The sequence below is a fragment of the Paraprevotella xylaniphila YIT 11841 genome (genome assembly GCF_000205165.1).
In the GTDB taxonomy this organism is placed as follows: domain Bacteria; phylum Bacteroidota; class Bacteroidia; order Bacteroidales; family Bacteroidaceae; genus Paraprevotella; species Paraprevotella xylaniphila.
This window is the reverse complement of the sequence record NZ_GL883849.1, coordinates 47011-68538: the sequence shown is the minus strand read 5'-3', so window position 1 is coordinate 68538 and position 21528 is coordinate 47011. Positions and strand designations below refer to the sequence as shown.

Below are 21528 nucleotides of genomic sequence, written 5' to 3'. Positions count from 1 at the left end.
TTGTGTCTAACTTTTGGGGGGCAGTTCACTGTGCATCCCGAGGGATTGTCTTTTAAAATAAAGGTATTGCTTATTGAACAGCCGTCACCCAAGCGTCATTCAACCAAGCGAAAGACAAATCACCGGCCACATCGTCCCACGTCGTGGCTATCCGGGCATTTTCAGCATTGCCTTGTCCTGTCAGGAAATTGGCCGAAAGATATTTTCCACCCGTCACGTCGTTCTTCAACACACCTGCAATCTGTACATTTTTCAACACGGAAGTACCGTTGGCCAAAGCATCGTCGGTCTGCGTCGTTTCAATAGTGAGCGGATTAGGCTTGCCCGCTACCTTCGCGCCGTCGATATTAGCCCGTGTACCGGCACGCAAACGGATGCCGCGCTTGTTCTCGCTGCTGCCGTTGCCCACCAAATAAAGGTTGCGCAAAGTGGGGTGAGCCACCGGAGTTGCGTCGAAATTGTCGCCGTTGTTGTCGGCTTCAATCAAACAGTCGCAAGAAGCATCGGTCTGGTAAGCCACAAGGTTGGTAGCCGTGCCGCTCCAACCTTCTGTCCAGTCGAAACTATCGTCCGTGCAATCCACTACTACGCAATGGTCTACATTCACCGTACCGCCAAAGAACTCCAAACCGTCATCGGCACCTACGTAAGTCTGCACATACGACACCTGGGTTCCGGCACCCACACCGTAGAAAGAAATGCCGTTGGACTCGTGTTCGTCATCCAGAGCAAAACCCGTATATTCCAAACGTATATACTTCAACACACCAGAATTATCATTGGCATCATTGCCGCCATAAGCGGCATTACCGATTTCAGAAAATCCCGAACCTGCATTGGTGGGAGCATAACCGCAGATGTGCAAACCACCCCAACCACCGGCTGTCTTATTTTCGGCCGTCATCACGATAGGATTTTCCACTGTGCCCACTGCATTGATTTTGGCTCCTTGCTCAATCAGGATGTAAATAGGATCTTCGCTGTCGGCTGCCGTTATCTTCACACCTTCTTCGATGGTAAGTACGGCAGGCGCCTTTACCTGCAACTGACTGGTCAGCTTGTACTCCGTATTGGCCGTGAGGGTCATGTTTTCCGTCACGATGCCGCCCAAGTTTTCAACATCCGGAGCGGGAGGCGGCGTAGTTCCATCCTCGTCATCGTTACAAGCCGTAAATACAGCCATAGAAGCACACAGAGCCATAGCCCACGTGGAAACTTTCATGAAATTTGTTTTCATCTTTCTCTCTTTTTAAAGTTTTGAATTGAATTAATTTATGCTTTTACTACTTTTATAATGTATACGTCACTCCGAAGCTCAACCCCACACCTTCGTTAAAGCGCTCCACTTCCACCTCGGTATTCTTACTCGGTATCTCCTGACGGAACACCACATCGGTATTCAAAAGATTCTTGGCCGAGAACTTCACGCTCCAATGAGCGTTGAACTTCATATTGGCATTGAAATCCAATGTATGGAGAGCAAGCTGCTTCACATCACCGATACCCTGTATACCCACTGCCTGTATGCGCTCGCCTTGCAAGTTGTAGAGCAAGGCCACGGTGAGTTGGCTTTCTTTTCCGAACTTAGGCGAATAGGTGAGGTCGGCATTCATCAGGTAGGGCGACGCACCTTGCAGCGGACGTTCGGCATTGGTGTAAACCCCACCTTCCGGAAGGTTTACGTTGGTGTACATGTAAGACGCGTTGATTCCCGCTTTCAAGTCTTTCACTATTTCCTTGCGTGCTTCCACTTCAATCCCTGCTGCCAAACCGTCGGACGCGTTCTGGAAAGAATGCATCATGGCTCCGCCGGACGTAGTCTGCGTACGCTCGATAGGACTGTCCAAATACTTGTAGTAGGCCGTGACAGCCACCATGTCGGTGGATGACGGACGAAAGAACTCATAACGCAAGTCTATGTTGTAGTTGTAACCGTTGTCCAGATTCTCATTACCACGTACTTGGGTGCCGCCATAAGACTCCTGATAAAGGAAAGGGGCCATCTCGACAAACGAAGGCCGTGTCACCGTACGCGAAGCCGCCAGACGCAAGCTGTTTTTCTTGTCGAACGTGTACTTAAGATTCAAGGCCGGGAAAAACTCCTCGGTGTTCAGATCGCGCCGCATCTCCATGCCGCCGTCGTTATAGTATTTCACCCACTGACGCGTGCTTTCCATACGTACGCCCAAGTTCACCAACAAGGCCTTCACCGGATAATAGTCGGCCTCGATGAAACCGGCCCAGATGCGGCTACCGGCCGAGTACTCATTGCGTTTCTGATGGCTGCGGTTGATGGTAATGCTACCATTCTGCACGTTCCCAAAGTTCAAGTAACCGTCGGTATGATAGATGTCGGTCACATTAAGAGATTCCATCTCTTTCAAGTTATAATAGAAGCTCGTGCAGGTAAAATCCCTCGTCTTGTCACGCAAGGCCGCACCGAACCTCAACTTGTTTTCATCGGAAAAACGGTACTGAGCCTGTACGTCACCTACCCATTCGTCCTCGTCCAACTTGCCGAAATAGCGCATGGTTTCCTGGGCATTGAGCTTGAACAAATCCCAAGTACCGTCGGACATCTGCCGGAACATCACCTGACGACGGTCAGGTTCCTCACTGGAAGTCTTGCTATACGAACCGCTCCAATCCGTATCCCACATTCCAAATACGTGGTGTCCGGCCAACTGGTAGTTCTGCAATTCATACACATGGCTGTTTTGGTTACTGCCTTTCAAGCGGATACCTTCCTCGTCATGCCCTTGACGCGCCATATAGCTGTCCACCGCATTACGAGCATAAAAGGCCGAAAAGCCCACACGGTCTGCCTTGCGGAACGAATAGCCCACACTGGTCAAACCGGCCATCTTGAGCGTTTGGGTAAAAGAATCGTAATCAAAACGGCTCATCTCCGTACCTGACGCCTCGAAAGTACGGACATAAGCATTATCCAGACTTTCGTTGTCGGTATCAATACCGAAAGTAGCCAACACATCCATCTTGTTGCTCCCCAACCGGAAAGTGCGGCCGAAACCAAAACTACCGTTCAAGTCGGGCATAGCAGAAGACTTATTCACTTCGAATGTGGTGGGGAAGATATTATGATTGCGACTGTACTGCCGGTAATCGGAAAGCGGCAAATCCATGGCCTTCCGGTCCATAGAAGGAGTCTTGAACATCGTATTCGCCCTATCCATCTGATAGAAGTCGCCAAAGACCGTCCCCACCTTACCACCGGTACCGAAGGATATGTTGAAAAAATCCTTCGTGCCTCCTTCTTTGGTACTGATGTCCACATGGGCACCGGAATAGTCGGCAAACGCACTAGCCTCGTACACCTTGCTCACCGTGATGTTCTGCACGGCGGAAGAAGGAAAGATGTCCAACGGTATCAGTTTGTTATCCGGGTTGGGTGAAGCGATGGGAAGCCCATTGAGCGTGGTGGAACTGTAACGGTCACCCAAACCGCGCACAATCAACTGGCCGGCTTCGGCGATGGAGATACCGGTAAGTTTTTTCACTCCTTCTTGTACGTTGGAAATACCTTTGATAGACATTTCGCTTGCGCCAAGGTTTTCAATGGAAAGCACCGCGTTCTGGCGTTCAGCCAGCAAGGCACGCTCCAACTCCAAGTTCTTGCGCGCGGTAACGGTCACTTCGTTCAGTTGTTTGTCATCAGTAGACATCTCGACCTTCACGGCCACATCGCCCTTGGCCGGGACCTGCAACGTCAGTTTCTGGGGGAAAAACGAAACATAGGAAACCTCCAAGGTATAGGTTCCCTTCTTCAATCCACGCAAATGAAAATTTCCATTGATGTCGGCCGTAGTGCCGATGCGCGTACCGGCAATGCGCACGGAAGCACCCATCAGCGGTTCGTTCATTTCCTTGTCGATGACCACGCCCTTGATGTCGCCTGCCTGGGCTACCGCCACGACGGCGGTCATCAACGCTACAGTCAAATTACGCTTTTTCGATAAACTCATTCTTATGCCTCTTTTTGTTCGCTGCAAAAGTAGGCATGTCACATTTCAAAAAGCTTACAAAAGGATGAATCTTCCGAGACAGCACCTCATCGTAACATGTTCTTAATGTACGTGAAAAAACTTCGTATCCGATTCTTCCAAACTATTTCAAAAAAACAAGTTTCACCACTCCATCAAGCCTCCGATGCCCCTGCGGGTCAGTGTGATCCGAAACCTACGATAACCAGTCTTGCCCTGATAACGGTAGCGCATGATGAAATGGACATAATAAACCTTCTCGGCCGCCTGCGTGTGAAACTCACCTTTCCCTTCATTCATATACACCGGTACATGAGGACTGTCCATCCGCCGCAGGAAATCCCGCAGATTGACACGAATGATGTCATTGAACCCTTGCAACGGGTAATGACTCAAATGCTTCAACTGCTTATCCAATATGGAAATACGGCGACGGTACACGATAACCGTCTCCCGCAAGGCACAATGGCCGGCCTCCAACTCCGACACACGGCCACGCTGCGCACGCACTTCGAGCGGCAATTTTTCTTCATTCACAAAATCACACCCTTCCTTTCCCCACCCCACCGGCTCACCGTGCATCACCAATTTGATTTTATAGTCGTAGAACTTGCTGCCCAACTTGTTGGCAAACCAATAATGCATCAGGTCCTTGATGCGGTCTTTGAACATATAACTCACCACCAATGCAATGAAAAGCGGCATGGTGAAATTTCCGTAAGTCTGTTGGAAAGAAAAAGAAATGACCGTGGCAAAAACCATGCTCAGCCCGGCCGCTAACATGAAAAACACTTGCTGAAGGACGAAAGTGTTGCTTTTCTTGTCTGCCAATATATACAAATCGCTCTCGATGTACTTCTTCAGTTGTCCGGCCCTGTGCAGGAAATTACGGTTATTATCACCGTTGCCTTCCTCCGGCAAAAGAAATCCCCGCTCCCGTTGGTAAGCCAAATCCCCATCTATATAGGTTGCTGCAGCCGCCACCACACGGGTATAATCCTTCGGAAAATGCTCGCGTGCATATTCCATGATACGGAACAGATGCATGTTGACCATACGGCACAGATACTCCTCTCCCAAATCGTAACGCGACCGCAACTCGAAAGCCACACGGTCAAGACCGGCCTTACGGGGTATCTCCCGATAAGCAGCCATAATGCGTGCCAACAAAAGCACAATGCCGTCCAGGCGAACCTTGAAGGCATTCACTTTCGTTTCGCGGTAAAGCCCGATGGCTGCCGTACGCAAAGCACTACGAGTGATACTGCCGAACATCTTTATCTGGTGTTCATATGTTTTTTCATGCTCTTCCGAAGGTTCCTCCGCCAATTCTCGGCAACACATCTGCAGCCGCGACAATGGCAGGGCTTCTTCGTCGGCCACTTCCTCCAAAGTATAGACCGGCGTAATCAGGCGCACCAAAGCCCGGAAGTCCCGGTAGAAATTACTTTTGGGATACGTTTTGGCGTTGATATAAAGGGAGTCCGGAATGAAGATCCACGTATCCATCATGAAGTCGCTCACCGCAGCCGAAGGACTGTAGCGCGAATACCCCACCTTGAACTCCAGGGTATAACGGTCGTGTATCTTTCCTTGAATATCCAACATAATGTTATGGACAAATCTACGAAAAAAACATCAGAATGCCACACTCACACGTCTGCACATTAAGGAAAAAGAACTTTATTTCACTACATATATCTTGCTTCCCTTAAGTTTGTCGCTTTTTCTAATAATATATATTCCCCTAGGCAACTCATCCAAACTTGAAACTCCATACAACCTCACTCCGTGCAAAGTGAAAATTTCAACGTTTTCCCGTACTTCCGGAAAATTTATCCCTATTGCTCCCTTTGACAGATTACTATCATAATCATAGTAGAAACGTTTGGTTCCGGAACCATAACTGTTTTCCAAACTAACATCAATCCATAATTGACTATATTTAAACGCATTGGGTACATGTATTGTAGTTTGGCCAGAACCTTTGATGTCAAATAACATGGCAGATCCACCTTCGTTACATACAGTCAAAACCCCATTGTCACTCCCTACGTAATTAAGAGTAATGTCGAAACTGAAATAGTATGAATCTTCCGTATCCTGCACGTTGGAGATTTGATAGCCCAACACAAGGGGATGGGCATCCAAAAAAACAGGATAGCTCACCGAGGTTCCATTGTTTGCTTCGCATACGACCCTCCCCTGTTGGCATTGGAATTTATCCAAATATTCATCCCCCATGAGAATAGATGGGATAGTAAAACTTCCTCCCGTACCTTGGGCTTTGTCTACATACGTCCCGCTATGATTATTGTAAAGTTGGTATTTCCATTGGGCATTGGCAATAGGTTTTCCATCACGGCCGAAAGCCTTGAATGTGTGCCCTTGATAAACGCTCCCGTAACCATAAGCATCCAAGCTACGACCTTCGATGGAAAGTTCATGGGGCTTCACTTCCCATCCTATTGCGGATAGGGCATCAAGCGTTTCCGGATTTATGGGCAAAAGCCTGGTTTTGTCCTGATAAGGATAATTCATCAAATTGTCTGTTTCCAAAGAGAAATAGCATCCACTCCGATAGAGAACGAACCCTTGCGGATTACTGTACATTTTCAATCTACCACCCGGCAAATTAAGGTACAAATCCTGCGCAAGGAATGTTTCAATGGCTTCGGACGAACCAAAACCAACTAAAGCCCCCAATGACTGGTTGTCTGCATTTACAATGAGATTGTCAAACAAAGAAGCTGTATTGGGATTTGCAAAATTTATTCCCGTACCACATTGTACAATAGAAGTGCCAAACCCTAATATATGAGCCAAATGCCTCGTCAAAGCTGTGGTCAGGTTATCATAACCAAACTCCAACTCATTAGCCCAAGAAGAATTCCAATAAACATAAGCATTAATATCTATAGTAGTAACTTCGTCCTTTCTTTGGAACTCTACTTGGTTGAGTAAATTTAATGGTGCACTGTTTCTATTTTTGTCCAACGCATATTCCACCGTGGTTTGTATTTCCACGTCCGGCGACATGTTTTCATTAAAAGTAACCTTAAATCGGACAGGCTCCTTAATGTTCAGTTGTTCTTCCCATACATCCATAGCCATCATGAGACAATGTTCCACCCCGATAGTCATAAACGGGCTTACGGGCACGGTTGCCAAAATTTTCCCTTGCCTCGACCGCAGTTCATAAGTCTCCCCTTCCACTACAGTTTCTACCAACGGTTGGGGTACGTATGCACTATAATTGCTCCCCACACTGTCCACATACGTTACTTCATAGGTTTCCCCCGCCTGCCCCCAAGCCGTGGAAGACAAGAAAAACAACATCCCCCAAAGACTTAAAACATACTTCATACGTCCTCCTTCCGTCAATATCCACAATATCTTACGTTGAAACACAAGTTGTTTCACAAACAGACAATCCAAAGATAATAACTTTTTATATAATCAAACAGAATATACCCTCAATATTTTTATGTCTCGAATTATTCATTACCACCATAGGCCATTAAAATCATCTACTCCATCTGGGATGCTTCCACGACCCGCCCCAAGTTTTTTCAGAAAAGAACCTTCATCCTTCAGAGCGCATGCCAACATCCTGACATATAAAGTATTATAAGATGAAAGACAGAAAATCCATCTTTCAGTTTCCTTTCACTGCAGAAAACGGTAAAAAGTCCTGTACCAAACGGAAATTCAATCTCAGCCGAACGATTTTTCAATCTCAGGCAAACGATTTTCAGTTCTGCGCCAAACAAAATGAAACTTGGCTGAAGGATGCCTGAAACATCCTTCAGTCTGCAACATCAACATTATGAACGGATTATCACACAAACTGAAAGATGAAGTTTTTTTTTTGCAAAATTCCGGTGTAGATATGTCCATCCTGTAAAAAGGATAATATTCCCCACCCATTTATATTTCATGCTTCGGAATATTAAAATTAACCCGATACGGGACCTGCTTTCCGGATTTATTCCGTAGCTTTGCAATCCAAGAGAAAATAAACTTAAAAAACAGACTGTCATCATGATGCACGAACATCCTTTCGCACAATTCCACTTCTGCCCGAAGTGCGGCTCACCGCGCTTCGTGGAGCATAACGAAAAATCGAAACAATGCGAAGACTGCGGCTTCGTTTACTATTTCAACCCAAGTGCAGCCACAGTAGCGGTCATCCTGAACGAACGGCAGGAACTGCTGACATGCCGAAGAGGAAAGGAACCGGCCAAAGGCACGCTCGACCTGCCCGGCGGATTCTCAGACTGTTTCGAGAGCAGCGAGGAGGGAGTAGCACGGGAAGTCAAAGAAGAAACCGGACTGGAAGTAACCCACACGGAATTTCTGTTTTCCCTGCCCAACACTTACCTGTATTCCGGATTTCTGGTACACACCGTAGATTGTTTCTTCCACTGTACGGTGGCAGACAGCAGCCTGGCCCATGCCATGGACGATGCAGCCGAACTGTTGTGGATTCCCATGAAAGAATTGCGCCCGGAAGACTTCGGTCTGGCATCTGTGAGAAAAGGCATCGAAAAGCTGTTGGCACAATGCCCTTAATCCCCTCTCCCAAAGGGAGACTTGGCGCATGCTATTCCATTTATTCAAAAAAATTGTTATATATAAGGTGTAATCTATCTTTTTTTTCTACTTTTGCTGCCGAAATTTTATAAAGGTACAGACCATGCAGAAAAATTTGGTGATCGTGGAGTCTCCTGCCAAAGCCAAAACCATCGAAAAGTTTTTGGGAGCAGACTACAAAGTATTATCCAGTTACGGGCACATCCGTGACTTAAAGAAAAAAGAGTTCAGCATCGACACGACGAACTTCGCACCGCAATATGAGATACCTTCCGAAAAGACCAAACTGGTGAACGAACTGAAAGCGGAAGCCAAAAATGCCGGAACCGTCTGGTTGGCTTCCGATGAGGACCGTGAAGGAGAGGCTATCTCATGGCATTTGTATGAAGTGCTCGGCCTGAAACCGGAACAAACCAAACGTATCGTGTTCCACGAAATCACCAAACCTGCCATCCTGCAAGCCATCGAACACCCGAGGGACATCGACCTCAATCTGGTAAACGCCCAACAGGCACGGCGGGTACTCGACCGTATCGTGGGCTTCAAACTCTCTCCGGTGCTTTGGAAGAAAGTAAAACCCGCGCTTTCTGCCGGACGCGTGCAAAGCGTGGCCGTACGCCTGATTGTGGAACGCGAACGGGAAATCCAACAGTTCAAAAGCGAAGAAAGTTATCGCGTAGTAGCCCTTTTCACGCCTGCCAATAGCAAGGAAGGCACGGAAATCAAGGCCGAACTGAACCAACGTTTCAAAAACAAGGAGGAAGCCACCCGTTTCCTGGAAAACTGCAAAGATGCGGCCTTTACCATCCGCGACATCGCTACCCGGCCGCAAAAGCGTACACCAGCGGCTCCGTTCACCACTTCCACGCTACAACAGGAGGCGGCTCACAAGCTCGGTTTTACCGTGGCACAAACCATGATGATAGCCCAACGCTTGTATGAATCCGGGCGCATCACCTACATGCGTACGGACTCTGTCAATTTGTCTTCGTTGTGCATCAATGCCAGCACGGCTGTCATCAAGGAACTCATGGGCGAACGTTACGTCAAGAGCCGCCAATTCCATACCAAAACGAAAGGAGCGCAGGAAGCCCACGAGGCCATCCGCCCCACTTATATGGACCAGACGGAAATAGAGGGTACGCCACAGGAACGCCGTCTGTACGATTTGATATGGAAACGTACGGTCGCTTCCCAAATGGCCGATGCTGAAATAGAAAAAACTACCGCTACCATCCAGATAAGCGGACAAGACGCCGCTTTCGTCGCCACAGGAGAAGTCATCAAATTCGACGGATTCCTGAAGGTATACCGGGAAAGTTTCGACGAAGATCCCGAAAATGAAACGGCAGAAGGCAACCTGTTACCCCCGATGGAGACCGGGCAGCAACTGGAACGGAAAGAGATACAAGCCCTGCAACGGTTCACCCAACACCCTCCACGCTACAACGAAGCAAGCTTGGTTAAAAAATTGGAAGAATTGGGCATCGGACGTCCTTCCACTTACGCGCCGACCATCAGCACCATACAGCAACGCGAATACGTGGCCAAAGGGGACAAGGAAGGAGAAGAAAAGGAACTGGTCATTCTTACGTTGAAAGGAAACTGCATCAGCCAACAAGCCAAACAAACCGTCATCGGAGCAGAAAGGGGCAAACTGGTCCCAACAGACGTGGGGACGGTGGTCAACGACTTCCTTTTGCAATATTTCCCCGAAATCATGGATTACAACTTCACGGCCGAGGTGGAAAAGAAGTTTGATGACATCGCAGAAGGAAAAACGGAATGGACGCAAATGATGAAAGACTTCTACGGCGACTTCGAACCGGAGGTGGAAAAAACCCTCAATGCCAAATCCGAGCATAAAGTGGGCGAACGTTTGTTGGGCACAGACCCGCAAAGCGGAAAGCCTGTGTTTGTCAAAATCGGACGTTTCGGCCCGGTGGTGCAAATCGGAACGGCAGAGGACGAGGAGAAACCGAGGTTCGCCCAGATGAAGAATGAGCAAAGCTTGGAAACCATTACCTTGGAAGAAGCCCTCGAACTGTTCAAACTTCCTCGCGACCTCGGCACTTTCGAAGGCACGACCGTATCCATCGGTACAGGACGTTTCGGACCTTACGTCTTGCATAACAAGAAATATGTATCGCTTCCCAAAGGCAACGACCCGATGAGTGTCACCCTCCAAGAGGCCATCAAACTCATCCTTGAAAAACGGAAGGCCGAAGTGGAACGGCATTTGAGAAAATTCGAAGAAGAACCGGAATTGGAAGTTCTCAACGGGCGCTACGGCCCTTATATCGCCTATAAAGGCAATAATTACCGCTTGCCGAAGACCTTGGCAGAACGGGCCAAAGAGCTGACTCTTGAGGAGTGCATGGCCGTGGTCAAGGAACAAGACGAGAAACCTAAAACAACGGCACGTAAAAGAACTTATAGCAAGAAAAAATGACACGTATCATCTTAATCGGTTACATGGGAGCCGGAAAGACGACCGTAGGAAAGGCATTGTCACAAAGCCTGGCTCTCCCGTTTTATGATTTAGACTGGTATATCGAAGAACGCTACCGCCGGACCATCCCCCAAATATTCGCGGAAAACGGAGAAAACGGATTCCGCGAGATTGAACAGAAAGTCCTGCACGAGGTAGCTGAGTTCGAGAATGTCATCATCTCCTGCGGCGGAGGAACGCCATGCTTTTTCGACAATATGGAATACATGAACCGGCAAGCTCAGACGGTATACTTGAAAGCCTCTCCCGACGTGCTGTTCCAACATCTGAAAATGGGAAAAGTGGAACGCCCCCTGCTGAAAGACAAAACGGAGGATGAAATGAAACAATATATCCGGGATTCCCTCGCAGTACGCGAACCCTTTTATAGCCGGGCACAATATACATTAGATGTCAATTTATTAGAGAACTACGATAAAATAAAGGACTCCGTCCGTTTGCTTCGTGAACTATTAAACCTATAAAGAACGTAATGAGAAAATGGCGTATTGAAGACTCCGAAGAATTGTACAACACCAACGGATGGGGAGTCAACTATTTTGGAATCAACGAAAAAGGACACGTTTACGTAACCCCGAGAAAGGATAGCGTGAAAGTCGATTTGAGGGAACTGATGGACGAATTGGCCATCCGGGACATGTCGGCCCCTGTATTGGTTCGTTTCCCCGACATCCTGGACAACCGTATCGAGAAAACTAGCAACTGCTTCGAGAAGGCAGCCAAGGAATATGACTACAAAGGAGAGAATTTTATCATTTATCCCATTAAGGTCAACCAAATACGTCCCGTAGTAGAAGAGGTCATCAGCCATGGCAAGAAATTCAACTTAGGTCTGGAAGCCGGCTCCAAACCGGAACTGCATGCGGTCATTGCCGTCAATACCGACTCAGCCTCTCCCATCATCTGCAACGGTTACAAGGACCATAATTACATAGAACTGGCTCTATTGGCCCAAAAGATGGGCAAACGCATCTTCCTGGTGGTAGAGAAACTCAACGAGCTGAACACAATCTACGAGGTTGCCCAGAAACTCAACGTAAGGCCCAATATCGGTATCCGTATCAAATTGGCTTCGTCTGGCAGCGGGAAATGGGAAGAAAGTGGCGGCGACGCCAGCAAGTTCGGCCTGACATCCAGTGAACTGTTGGAAGCGCTCGACATGTTGGAAGCCAAAGGCATGAAAGACTGCCTGAAGCTTATCCATTTCCACATCGGTAGCCAGATTACCAAGATACGCCGCATACAGACCGCCCTGCGCGAAGCTTCGCAATTTTACATCCAACTCCATCATTTGGGTTATGATGTAGAGTTCGTGGATTGCGGCGGCGGCCTGGGAGTAGACTACGACGGTACACGCTCCAGCAATAGCGAAAGTTCTGTGAACTACTCCATCCAGGAATATGTGAACGACTGTATCTATACTTTCGTCGATGCGGCCAATAAAAACAACCTTCCGCATCCGAACCTGATTACGGAAAGCGGACGGTCTCTGTCCGCCCACCATTCGGTGCTCATCATGCAAGTACTGGAAACCGCCTCCCTTCCCCGTATGGACGAGAATTTCGAGCCTTCGCCGGAAGCTCACCAACTGGTAAAGGACATGTATGAGATTTGGGACAACCTGAACCCGCGTACCCTTCTGGAAGACTGGCACGATGCCCAACAAATCAGAGAAGAATCACTGGACCTGTTCAGCCACGGCATCGTAGACTTACGGACACGTGCCGACATCGAAAGCATGTATTGGAGCGTCACACGTGAAGTCAACCTGTTGGCACAGACACAAAAACATATACCAGAAGAACTAATGTCGCTCGACAAACTGTTGGCAGACAAGTATTTCTGTAACTTTTCGCTGTTCCAAAGCCTGCCGGACACATGGGCCATAGACCAACTCTTCCCCATCATGCCGATACAACGGTTGGACGAACGTCCGAACACGCATGCCACGATACAGGACATCACCTGCGATTCGGACGGGAAAATCGCAAACTTCGTAACCAACAGCCATATTTCCCACAGCTTGCCGGTGCATACGTTGAAGAAAGGCGAAAACTATTACCTCGCTGTGTTCCTGGTCGGCGCTTACCAAGAAATATTAGGCGACATGCACAACCTGTTCGGCGACACCAATGCCGTACACGTTTCCGTGACGGACAAGGGATATACTATCGACCAAATCATCGACGGGGAAACCGTAGCCGAGGTGTTGGAATATGTCCAGTATGAACCGAAGAAACTAGTTCGCCGTCTCGAAATATGGGTATCCAAATCCATCCAAAGCGGAAAGATTTCGCTCGAAGAGGGTAAAGAGTTCCTGAACAACTACCGCTCGGGACTTTATGGTTATACTTATTTGGAATGAACATGAAAGAGAAACTCACCATCATCAAAGTGGGCGGCAAAATCGTAGAGGAAGAAGACTCGCTCCGCCAACTGTTGGCAGCTTTCACGGCCGTTGAAGGCAATAAGATTTTAGTACATGGCGGAGGACGTTCTGCCACCAAAGTCGCAGCCCAATTAGGAATAGAAAGCCAAATGATCAACGGTCGCCGCGTCACGGACGCAGACATGCTGAACGTAGTCACCATGGTGTATGGCGGACTGGTCAACAAAAACATCGTGGTACGCCTTCAGGCGCAAGGTGTCAACGCCTTAGGCTTGACCGGTGCCGACATGGATGTGATACGTTCCCACAAACGTCCGGTGAAGGATGTGGACTACGGTTTCGTAGGAGACGTAGACGCAGTTAACGGTACGCTTCTGGCCGACCTGGTCCGTAAAGGCATCGTGCCCGTCATGGCTCCCTTGACGCACGACGGGCAGGGACATATCCTGAATACCAATGCCGACACCATTGCCGGGGAAACCGCCAAAGCCATGGCCGATGCGTTCGATGTCACCCTGATGTACTGTTTTGAAAAGAAAGGCGTATTGAGAGACGCAGAAGACGATGACAGCCTCATCCCTCATATCAACGAAAGCGAATTTAAACGTTATGTGGAGGAAGGCATCATACAAGGCGGAATGATTCCGAAATTGGAAAACTCATTTGAAGCCATCCATGCCGGAGTAAGCAAAGTCATTATCACTTTAGCCACAGCTATCGACGGCGTATCCGGCACAGTTATAGAGAGATAGGACAAGACGAAAAAAATATTTCAAAAAAAATGGCGGGTGAGTGTAACTTTTCAGGCACTCGCCCGTCATTATTACAGAGAGATGAAAGAAATCAGTTTTCGGAACGATATATTGCCCCTGAAAGACAAACTCTATCGGTTGGCTCTTCGTATCACATTCGACACGGCAGAAGCGGAAGACATCGTTCAAGAAACACTGATAAGGGTGTGGGACAAACGCAACGAATGGTCGCAACTGAACTCTATCGAAGCTTATTGCCTGACCATTTGCAGGCACCTTTCCTTGGACAGAAGCGAAAAAAAAGAAGCGCAGCATATCGTCTTGGACGAAAGCCTGCATAGCCGCCCCGATACTTCCACTCCATACGACAGCCTGACGGCTCGTGAAGGGCTCGGACTTCTCCAAAAACTGTTGAAGGAATTGCCGCAAGCCCAACAGGACATCGTCCAACTGAGAGAAATAGAAGGCAAAAGCTATAAAGAGATTGCAGCGATTCTGAATCTGAGCGAAGAACAGGTGAAAGTCTATCTGTTCCGTGCCAGACAACGAATCAAGCAAAAGTACACAGAAATACAAGGATATGGACTATAAGTACATAGAACAACTTCTGGAACGCTATTGGCGATGCGAAACCTCATTGGAAGAAGAAGCCATACTGAAAACCTTCTTCAACCAAACCCATATACCAAGCCACCTCATGCCTTACAAGCCACTCTTTGTAAGCGAAAAGATGTGGCAGGAAATAAAATTGGGTGAGAATTTTGACGCAAGAATCATGGCGCACATAGAGAAGGACGAACCGGTGAAAGCACGTAGAATCACGTGGGTACGCCGGATGATGCCCCTCTACAAGGCTGCTGCATCCGTAGCCATCATCCTCACGTTAGGCAATGCTGCACAAAGTTCTTTCCACCGTGAAGCCGCCGTGGAGAATGACTATAACTATGAGAATTACCAGGATTCATACAATGATCCGGAAATGGCTTACAATCAGATATCCGATGCCTTACAAATGGTGTCGCAAAGCCTGAGCGAAGCATCCAAACAGGATTCTCTCCTGCAAATGCAGCCTAAAGAGGCACAAAAAGAACAATAAAATGAAACGCGTTCTTTGCTTATTGTTAATAGCATGTTCAATCCACACGTGGGGGCAGGATTTTGCGTCTAAGTTCATGGAACAATGTTCCAAGGAAAACGGTGAAATACAATGCCAGACTGTCAGTCCGAAAATGATGGAGAAACTCGTGGACACCATGACGGCCCCGAATGGAGACAGAGATGAAGAGGTTCCGGGATATCTCCTTTCCAAACTGAAAAGTGCCCGAATCATCACGGCAACAAAACAAAGTGAGAAGTTTTTCCGAAAAGCCGAACATCTCATAGAAAAGAACAAAAACAGATTTACCCCGTGGGTAGAGAACCAACCCGGACAAAACAATAAAATCTTTGTCCGTAAACACGATGAAGTGATACGGGAACTGGTAGTGCTGAACCTGAATCCGGATGAGAAAACACTGACCATCGTCAATCTTACAGGAGATATGGACGATCGGTTCATGAAAATGCTTTCATCGGGGACACTCAAACAAGATTAATGGAACATTTTATGCTTTTTCTATATAAACAAGTTAGTGCTTAATAAAACGCAATGAAACTGTGAAGTTTCAATTCTCTCAAATTTTTTCATAACATACTAACGACGAAAAGGGCTGCCTGTGGAGGTGGCCCTTTTTCATTTTTACGGATTTTGCATGCCCAAACCTTGATTTTTACTCAAGATTATACTATCTTTGAAGCGAATTCTAATTTTATAAACCTGGCCATTATATTATGTTGAGAAGATTTGTAATTGCTGCAGTGGCCGTATGTGCATTGGGAACAGTACACATTCAGGCACAAAAAAACGAGTTCTTCCGTCCCAAAGAAGTTTGGAACGACACGGAAGGCAACCCCATCAACGCTCACGGAGGCGGTATCTTATACCATAGAGGTACATACTATTGGTACGGTGAATACAAGGTCGGCAAGACTGTCCTGCCCGCCGACGCGACCTGGGAACGCTATCGTACGGACGTAACCGGAGTAAGCTGCTACTCCAGTAAGGACTTACTGAATTGGAAATTCGAAGGAGTGGCCTTGAAAGCCATTACCGACGACCCTAACAGCGACATCCACCCGACGCAAGTACTCGAACGCCCCAAGGTAGTTTACAACAAAAAGACCAAAAAGTTTGTCATGTGGATGCACATAGACAGCCCGGATTACAGCAAGGCTGAAGCCGGTGTGGCCATCGCTGATTCACCGACAGGTCCGTTTAAATATCTGGACGGATTCCGTCCGAACGGTACGATGAGCCGTGACCAAACCGTATTCGTAGACGATGACGGAACTGCTTACCAGTTCTCTTCATCGGAAGAAAACCAAACCATGCACATCAACCGGTTGACCGACGATTACACCAAACCGGACGGAAAATACGTACGCCGCTTTGTCGGCATGGCAAGAGAAGCACCTGCCGTCTTCAAGCACGGAAATAAGTATTATATGCTTTCTAGCGGTTGCACCGGTTGGGATCCCAACAGTGCTGAATTAGCTGTAGCCGATTCCATCATGGGAGAGTGGACAGTTTTGGGAGACCCTTGTACGGGACCGGATGCCGAAAAGACATTCTACGGACAAAGCACTTTCGTCATCCCCGTGCAGGGCAAGAAAAATGCCTATATCGCGTGCTTCGACATGTGGAAAAAGAAAGATCTGCAAGACAGCCGTTACATTTGGTTGCCTATGATGATTGACAAGCAGACCAACAAAATTACGATTCCATGGCATGCTGAATGGAATCTGGATGTCTTCAAAAAGAAATAGGCAAAGTTACACATATTAAATGCCTGACTTCCCCGCCACGATTCTCACCGCAAGAAACGTTTGGCGGGGATTTTGGAACCGTGATATGCCTTCATGACAAACCCAACAAAATGATGATAGACGGTAATTTTAAGATAACTACCGACCAACTGACCCTCACATTTACAGAGGGACAGCGGCAGGACTTTTTCATCCGGCATACTCCCCACCGCGTGGAAATCATCTATCCTCCGCAAACGGATTTCGAACACTTGCAACCTTGGCTTTTCAAGGTCGTCACGGAGGCATTGCGCAAGCAAGCCAAGGCCATACTACTGCCACGGATTGAGGAGTTGGCTTCCAGTCACGGATTCCATTACACCCGGCTCAGCATCAATTCGGCCCGTACACGTTGGGGAAGCTGCTCCAACAAAGGGCATATCAACCTGTCGCTATATCTGATGATTCTCCCTCTTCGGTTATCCGATTACGTACTGCTCCACGAGCTTTGCCACACCCAAGAGATGAACCACGGCCCTCGCTTTTGGACCTTAATGGACAAAGTGACCCAACGGCAATCCGGCACGCTCAGAAACGAGTTGCGCCACTACCCGTCTCCTTTCCGATAGGATAACATCGAGACGGAAGAAAGCCTCTGCCTCTCCTTAACGTCCTCCAACACGCCATCCACCCTCCCAAAGTCTTTATAAAAACCGCCTTCATTTGACCAATCAATGGAAACCAATCCTTACCACCCGACTAACGAAAAAAAAACCATGCATATCCGACTTGTAAAATCTGACAAGAAACGTTTCCTATACCTATTGCTTCTGGCCGATGAACAAGAATCGATGATAGACCGCTATATAGAACGAGGCGACTTGTTCATCATGGAAGAAAGAGGCGAAGCAAAAGCCGTAGCCGTAGTCACTCGCGAAAAACAAGGAGTTTATGAACTTAAAAACCTTGCCGTAGCTCCCGCCTGCCAACGCAAAGGTTACGGACGGATGATGGTGGAGCACGTATGGCATTACTATGCAGACTGCCACACCCTGTTGGTCGGCACGGGCAACAGCCCGTTAACTCTACCATTTTACCGTAGTTGCGGATTTACCTATTCACACACCCTGCCCGATTTCTTCACCCGGCACTATGACCATCCCATCATAGAAGGAGGCATACTGCTGAAGGACATGATTTACCTGAAACGGGAAAGACAAAACCCCAATCGGGACAGTGCAGTCCCTACTTCAGATACGGAGCCATAAAAGACCATGGTGTTTCAAGAAAACCGACAAACCTCCCCAAATGCCTCTTCTCTATCCCCTTGCCTCATTTTGCGTTTTCCTCTCGCCTTTTACGTAAAATACCCACAAAAACAAAGGTTTCGTTCTTTTATTCCGGCCTTTTTCCACTGACAGCTTGCAGATTCCGCTTTTTTTTACGAATATTGCAACACTTTTAGAAAGAAAGGGAAAACCAGAACTTTAGGAGGCTCACAAAATATGACATCATCCACACTGAAAGAACGTGTACAAGACACGCTGAAATCAGAAGACACGGAAGGGACGTTCGAACTTTACGTCACGCGCACTCCGGGTTATCTTTGGGCTTTGCTGTTCAAGAAACTACATATCCATCCCATCGCCGTCACGCTGCTCTCCATCGTCATCGGAGCATTGGCCGGTTACTTCTTCTGGTGGGACGACCTATACATGAACCTCATCGGTATGTTTCTTCTGATATGGGCCAACTGGTACGACTGCGCCGACGGGCAACTGGCTCGCATGACGGGGCAGAAAACGCTAATCGGACGTATCTTGGACGGCTTTGCCGGCGACGTATGGTTCTTCTCCATTTATTTTTTCCTGTGCCTGCGCCTCACTGGCGAACCGGCTCCGTGGGGGCAACCATGGGGGATATGGATTTGGCTGATGGCCGCTTTCTCCGGTTTCCACTGCCATGCCAAACAATGTGCCGTGGCTGACTATTACCGCAACATCCACCTTTATTTCCTCAAAGGGGCATCGGGAAGCGAATTGGACAACTATGCCCAACAACGCGCCCTGATGCGATCGTTACCCTGGAACCGCAAGGAATGGTTTCACAAGATATACCTCTATTTTTATGGAAACTACACGCGGGGACAGGAGCGGCAAACGCCCAAATTCCAAAAGTTCTATGCCCTCGTCCAGCAACGTTATCCGGACGAGGTACCGCAAACGTTGAAAGAACGATTCCGTACAGCGAGCCTTCCTTTGATGAAATACACGAACATCCTGACTTTCGATACACGGGTTATCGTACTGTTCGTATCGCTGTTTATCGACATGCCCTGGCTCTTCTTCGTTTTCGAGATTATCGTACTCGAAGCCTTGCGTTACTACACCCGCCATGTACATGAAACTTTTTGTGACCGGTTCACAAAGGAGATAGAAAATGGATAAGCCACTCAACGTCGTATTACTGTTAGCCGGAGGACATGGCTTCCGCATGCACACCGACCGCCCCAAACAATTCATAGAGATTGCAGGTGAGCCGGTCATCTCCTACACCCTGCAAGCGTTCCAACGCCATCACGAAATCGACCGTATTTATGTGGTCTGCAATCCGGAATGGAACGATTTTGTAAAAACGACGGCTCGAAACGGCAGAATAAGCAAGCTGCATACGCTGTTCCCGGCCGGAGACACTAGCATCGACTCCCTGAGAAACGGTATCGCAGGCCTATATGCAGAACTGGGGGAACAAAACCCTACCGTCCTGACCCACGAAGCCGTACGCCCTTTGGTATCTGACGAAATCATCAGCCTCAACCTGGACACTTTCCGCACGCATGGAAATGCCGTCACTGCCGTCCGTAGCCAAGAGGCTTACATGGTAAGCCCCGACGGTATTTCTTCGGAAAGGTGCATTCCACGTGAGCTTCTGCACCGCGCACAGACCCCGATAACCTTCAGCCTGAACGACCTGACAGAAGCCTTCCGCAGGGCAAGCCAAATCCGAATCAGCCGCAGCCAATCCCTGTATACCCTGATTACGGAAGTTTTCCCTCTAAAAAAACTCTACATCTCATCCGGCTCCGAACTCAACTTCAAGCTTACGTTGCCCGAAGACATCGAAACCTTGAAGGCTCTTCTGACTTATCGGAAACAAAAGTGAACCGCAAGCCGTTGCCCGATTATTTCTTTGCCGGAAAATAACCGTGACGCGACCGCCACACGTAATGCCATATTTTAAACAAAGGACTCCAAAGGACTTCACCGGGATAATCCGTCAGGAATCCCATGTTGCGCGACACCTTGCGACGGAAACGGCCGAAAGGTGTCTCATTTGCATCATGCCGGATGCGTTCATCATGTTGCCCGAAATTTCCGGCCTTCATGATTTCGGCCAACAGGCGCTGCCCCCGTCCGGGCGATGACGGCACCAACAGATGTTCTTCCTCTAGCCCGAAAACCGTTTGCAATACATACATCACCGCGCCGGCAAAACGTTTGAGATGCAAACGCTCCAAGCACCGCACGGCTTCCTCCCGCTCCGCTTCGGAACAGGGTTGCCTCAGCACAAAGTGGTAGTCCAATAATTGGCGCAAACCGATGCCTTCATCGAACAAATGACGGTAAACATGCACCAACAGGTACACACGGTTCATCGCCAAAGTGGGCACGGCCACCTCGCCCACCCGTTCGGGTAACTGCACCTTATGGAGCAATGACAACGTTTTCCATTCCTTAAAATAACGTTGTAGCCTGAGGTTCATCCCCCAACTGTTCATCCATGAAGGCGTAAAATGCAATTCAATCTCAGCCTCTTTCAATACGGGAAAGTCCACATGATGATAAACCACCTCCACGCCGGGGCAATACTTCCGGGCATAATCCACCACCATCTTGCGTCCGTCGTTCATCCACAGGTCGATGTCGCCGGGCGTGCGATGCAGCGGGCGGGGATAAAACAAGGAATTACCCTGTCCTTTCAGCAGGACAGTGCCCATTCCTTCTTTCAAAAACTTGTCATACACCATCACGAGCGTCCGGTTGAGCCTGCGGTTGCGTGTTTCTATTTGCTGCACCAGTCCGATCCAAGGCATCACGACATCCACCGGAGGCTTCTGGATGACGGATAAACGCTCCACGCCATCCAACACGATGGCAGCCACGGCTTGTTTGCAAGCCATGTCATACACTGCCGCCCATCCGTCCTTGTCTAAAGCCACGTCACGGTCGTGGCACGTCCCGATTCCTAAACGCAGAAGCTTGAAGAAGGCTTCGTCAGCCTGCATATATCTTGTTTTTCCCATCTTTATTTATCAGTATTTTTCACACCTTGTTTTCACAAACGCCTCTGCAAAGATAACATTTTTCCGATGCAAATCGGCATTCCAACGCAAAGTTATTTTAAATCACTCATTATAAATAAATTATACGACAT

The 21528-nt window shown here is 48.2% G+C and carries 19 protein-coding genes; 14 read left to right on the top strand and 5 right to left on the bottom strand.

Going from position 1 to position 21528, the window contains the following annotated elements; genetic code table 11:
- Window positions 1-70: 70 nt before the first annotated feature.
- The 4 genes from HMPREF9442_RS07985 to HMPREF9442_RS07970 all read right to left on the bottom strand — a co-directional run bounded on the left by HMPREF9442_RS07985 (window position 71) and on the right by HMPREF9442_RS07970 (window position 7439).
- Window positions 71-1237 (bottom strand): beta-helix domain-containing protein, encoded by a 1167-nt coding sequence (locus tag HMPREF9442_RS07985; protein WP_008627248.1) that lies wholly within the window; start codon window positions 1235-1237, stop codon window positions 71-73.
- Window positions 1238-1289: 52 nt separating this feature from the next.
- A complete protein-coding gene (locus tag HMPREF9442_RS07980) occupies window positions 1290-3983 on the bottom strand; it encodes a TonB-dependent receptor (RefSeq protein WP_008627246.1) in 2694 nt (897 codons plus the stop codon).
- Window positions 3984-4145: 162 nt separating this feature from the next.
- Window positions 4146-5609, bottom strand: a complete 1464-nt coding sequence (locus tag HMPREF9442_RS07975) for a hypothetical protein (RefSeq protein WP_008627243.1) — start codon at window positions 5607-5609, stop codon at window positions 4146-4148.
- Between the two features lie 75 nt (window positions 5610-5684).
- Window positions 5685-7439, bottom strand: coding sequence for a hypothetical protein (locus HMPREF9442_RS07970; protein ID WP_253271064.1), 1755 nt, complete (start codon window positions 7437-7439; stop codon window positions 5685-5687).
- 197 nt (window positions 7440-7636) lie between these two features.
- Between HMPREF9442_RS07970 and HMPREF9442_RS16440 the strand changes: the two genes are divergently transcribed.
- From HMPREF9442_RS16440 to HMPREF9442_RS07905, 14 genes are all read left to right on the top strand, one after another.
- Complete coding sequence (locus tag HMPREF9442_RS16440; RefSeq protein ID WP_172634400.1) at window positions 7637-7801, top strand: hypothetical protein; 165 nt, start codon at window positions 7637-7639, stop codon at window positions 7799-7801.
- Between the two features lie 244 nt (window positions 7802-8045).
- Window positions 8046-8576, top strand: coding sequence for an NUDIX domain-containing protein (locus HMPREF9442_RS07965; protein WP_008627229.1), 531 nt, complete (start codon window positions 8046-8048; stop codon window positions 8574-8576).
- Window positions 8577-8700: 124 nt separating this feature from the next.
- Window positions 8701-11049: a type I DNA topoisomerase gene (topA, locus tag HMPREF9442_RS07960; protein ID WP_008627226.1), complete on the top strand. Its 2349-nt coding sequence runs from the start codon at window positions 8701-8703 to the stop codon at window positions 11047-11049.
- A complete protein-coding gene (locus tag HMPREF9442_RS07955; protein WP_008627225.1) occupies window positions 11046-11573 on the top strand; it encodes a shikimate kinase in 528 nt (175 codons plus the stop codon). Before topA ends, HMPREF9442_RS07955 begins: the two co-directional genes overlap by 4 nt.
- Before the next feature lie 8 nt (window positions 11574-11581).
- Window positions 11582-13474 carry a biosynthetic arginine decarboxylase gene (speA, locus tag HMPREF9442_RS07950; RefSeq protein ID WP_008627224.1) on the top strand — a complete coding sequence of 631 codons (1893 nt, stop codon included), beginning with the start codon at window positions 11582-11584 and terminating at the stop codon, window positions 13472-13474.
- Window positions 13475-13476: 2 nt separating this feature from the next.
- The gene (gene argB / locus HMPREF9442_RS07945; protein WP_040602826.1) at window positions 13477-14250 is read left to right on the top strand and encodes an acetylglutamate kinase; all 774 of its coding nucleotides are present in this window, start codon (window positions 13477-13479) and stop codon (window positions 14248-14250) included.
- Between the two features lie 81 nt (window positions 14251-14331).
- Window positions 14332-14841: a GFO_1088 family ECF-type sigma factor gene (locus HMPREF9442_RS07940; protein WP_008627220.1), complete on the top strand. Its 510-nt coding sequence runs from the start codon at window positions 14332-14334 to the stop codon at window positions 14839-14841.
- Window positions 14831-15346 (top strand): PG0215 family putative anti-sigma factor, encoded by a 516-nt coding sequence (locus tag HMPREF9442_RS07935; RefSeq protein ID WP_008627218.1) that lies wholly within the window; start codon window positions 14831-14833, stop codon window positions 15344-15346. The genes HMPREF9442_RS07940 and HMPREF9442_RS07935 overlap by 11 nt, the downstream gene beginning before the upstream one ends.
- 1 nt (window position 15347) lies before the next feature.
- Window positions 15348-15845 (top strand): DUF4252 domain-containing protein, encoded by a 498-nt coding sequence (locus HMPREF9442_RS07930; RefSeq protein ID WP_008627216.1) that lies wholly within the window; start codon window positions 15348-15350, stop codon window positions 15843-15845.
- Window positions 15846-16080: 235 nt separating this feature from the next.
- Window positions 16081-17115 (top strand): glycoside hydrolase family 43 protein, encoded by a 1035-nt coding sequence (locus HMPREF9442_RS07925; RefSeq protein ID WP_008627214.1) that lies wholly within the window; start codon window positions 16081-16083, stop codon window positions 17113-17115.
- Between the two features lie 110 nt (window positions 17116-17225).
- The gene (locus tag HMPREF9442_RS07920) at window positions 17226-17723 is read left to right on the top strand and encodes a M48 family metallopeptidase (RefSeq protein WP_040602825.1); all 498 of its coding nucleotides are present in this window, start codon (window positions 17226-17228) and stop codon (window positions 17721-17723) included.
- Window positions 17724-17870: 147 nt separating this feature from the next.
- Window positions 17871-18362: a GNAT family N-acetyltransferase gene (locus tag HMPREF9442_RS07915; RefSeq protein ID WP_040602832.1), complete on the top strand. Its 492-nt coding sequence runs from the start codon at window positions 17871-17873 to the stop codon at window positions 18360-18362.
- Between the two features lie 237 nt (window positions 18363-18599).
- Entirely contained in the window at window positions 18600-19541 is a 942-nt protein-coding gene (locus tag HMPREF9442_RS07910) for a CDP-alcohol phosphatidyltransferase family protein (RefSeq protein WP_008627205.1), read from the top strand.
- Window positions 19534-20256 carry an IspD/TarI family cytidylyltransferase gene (locus HMPREF9442_RS07905; RefSeq protein ID WP_008627204.1) on the top strand — a complete coding sequence of 241 codons (723 nt, stop codon included), beginning with the start codon at window positions 19534-19536 and terminating at the stop codon, window positions 20254-20256. Before HMPREF9442_RS07910 ends, HMPREF9442_RS07905 begins: the two co-directional genes overlap by 8 nt.
- A 19-nt stretch (window positions 20257-20275) precedes the next feature.
- Here HMPREF9442_RS07905 and HMPREF9442_RS07900 read toward each other — a convergent pair whose 3' ends face one another.
- A complete protein-coding gene (locus HMPREF9442_RS07900; RefSeq protein ID WP_008627202.1) occupies window positions 20276-21397 on the bottom strand; it encodes a nucleotidyltransferase domain-containing protein in 1122 nt (373 codons plus the stop codon).
- Window positions 21398-21528 lie beyond the last annotated feature (131 nt).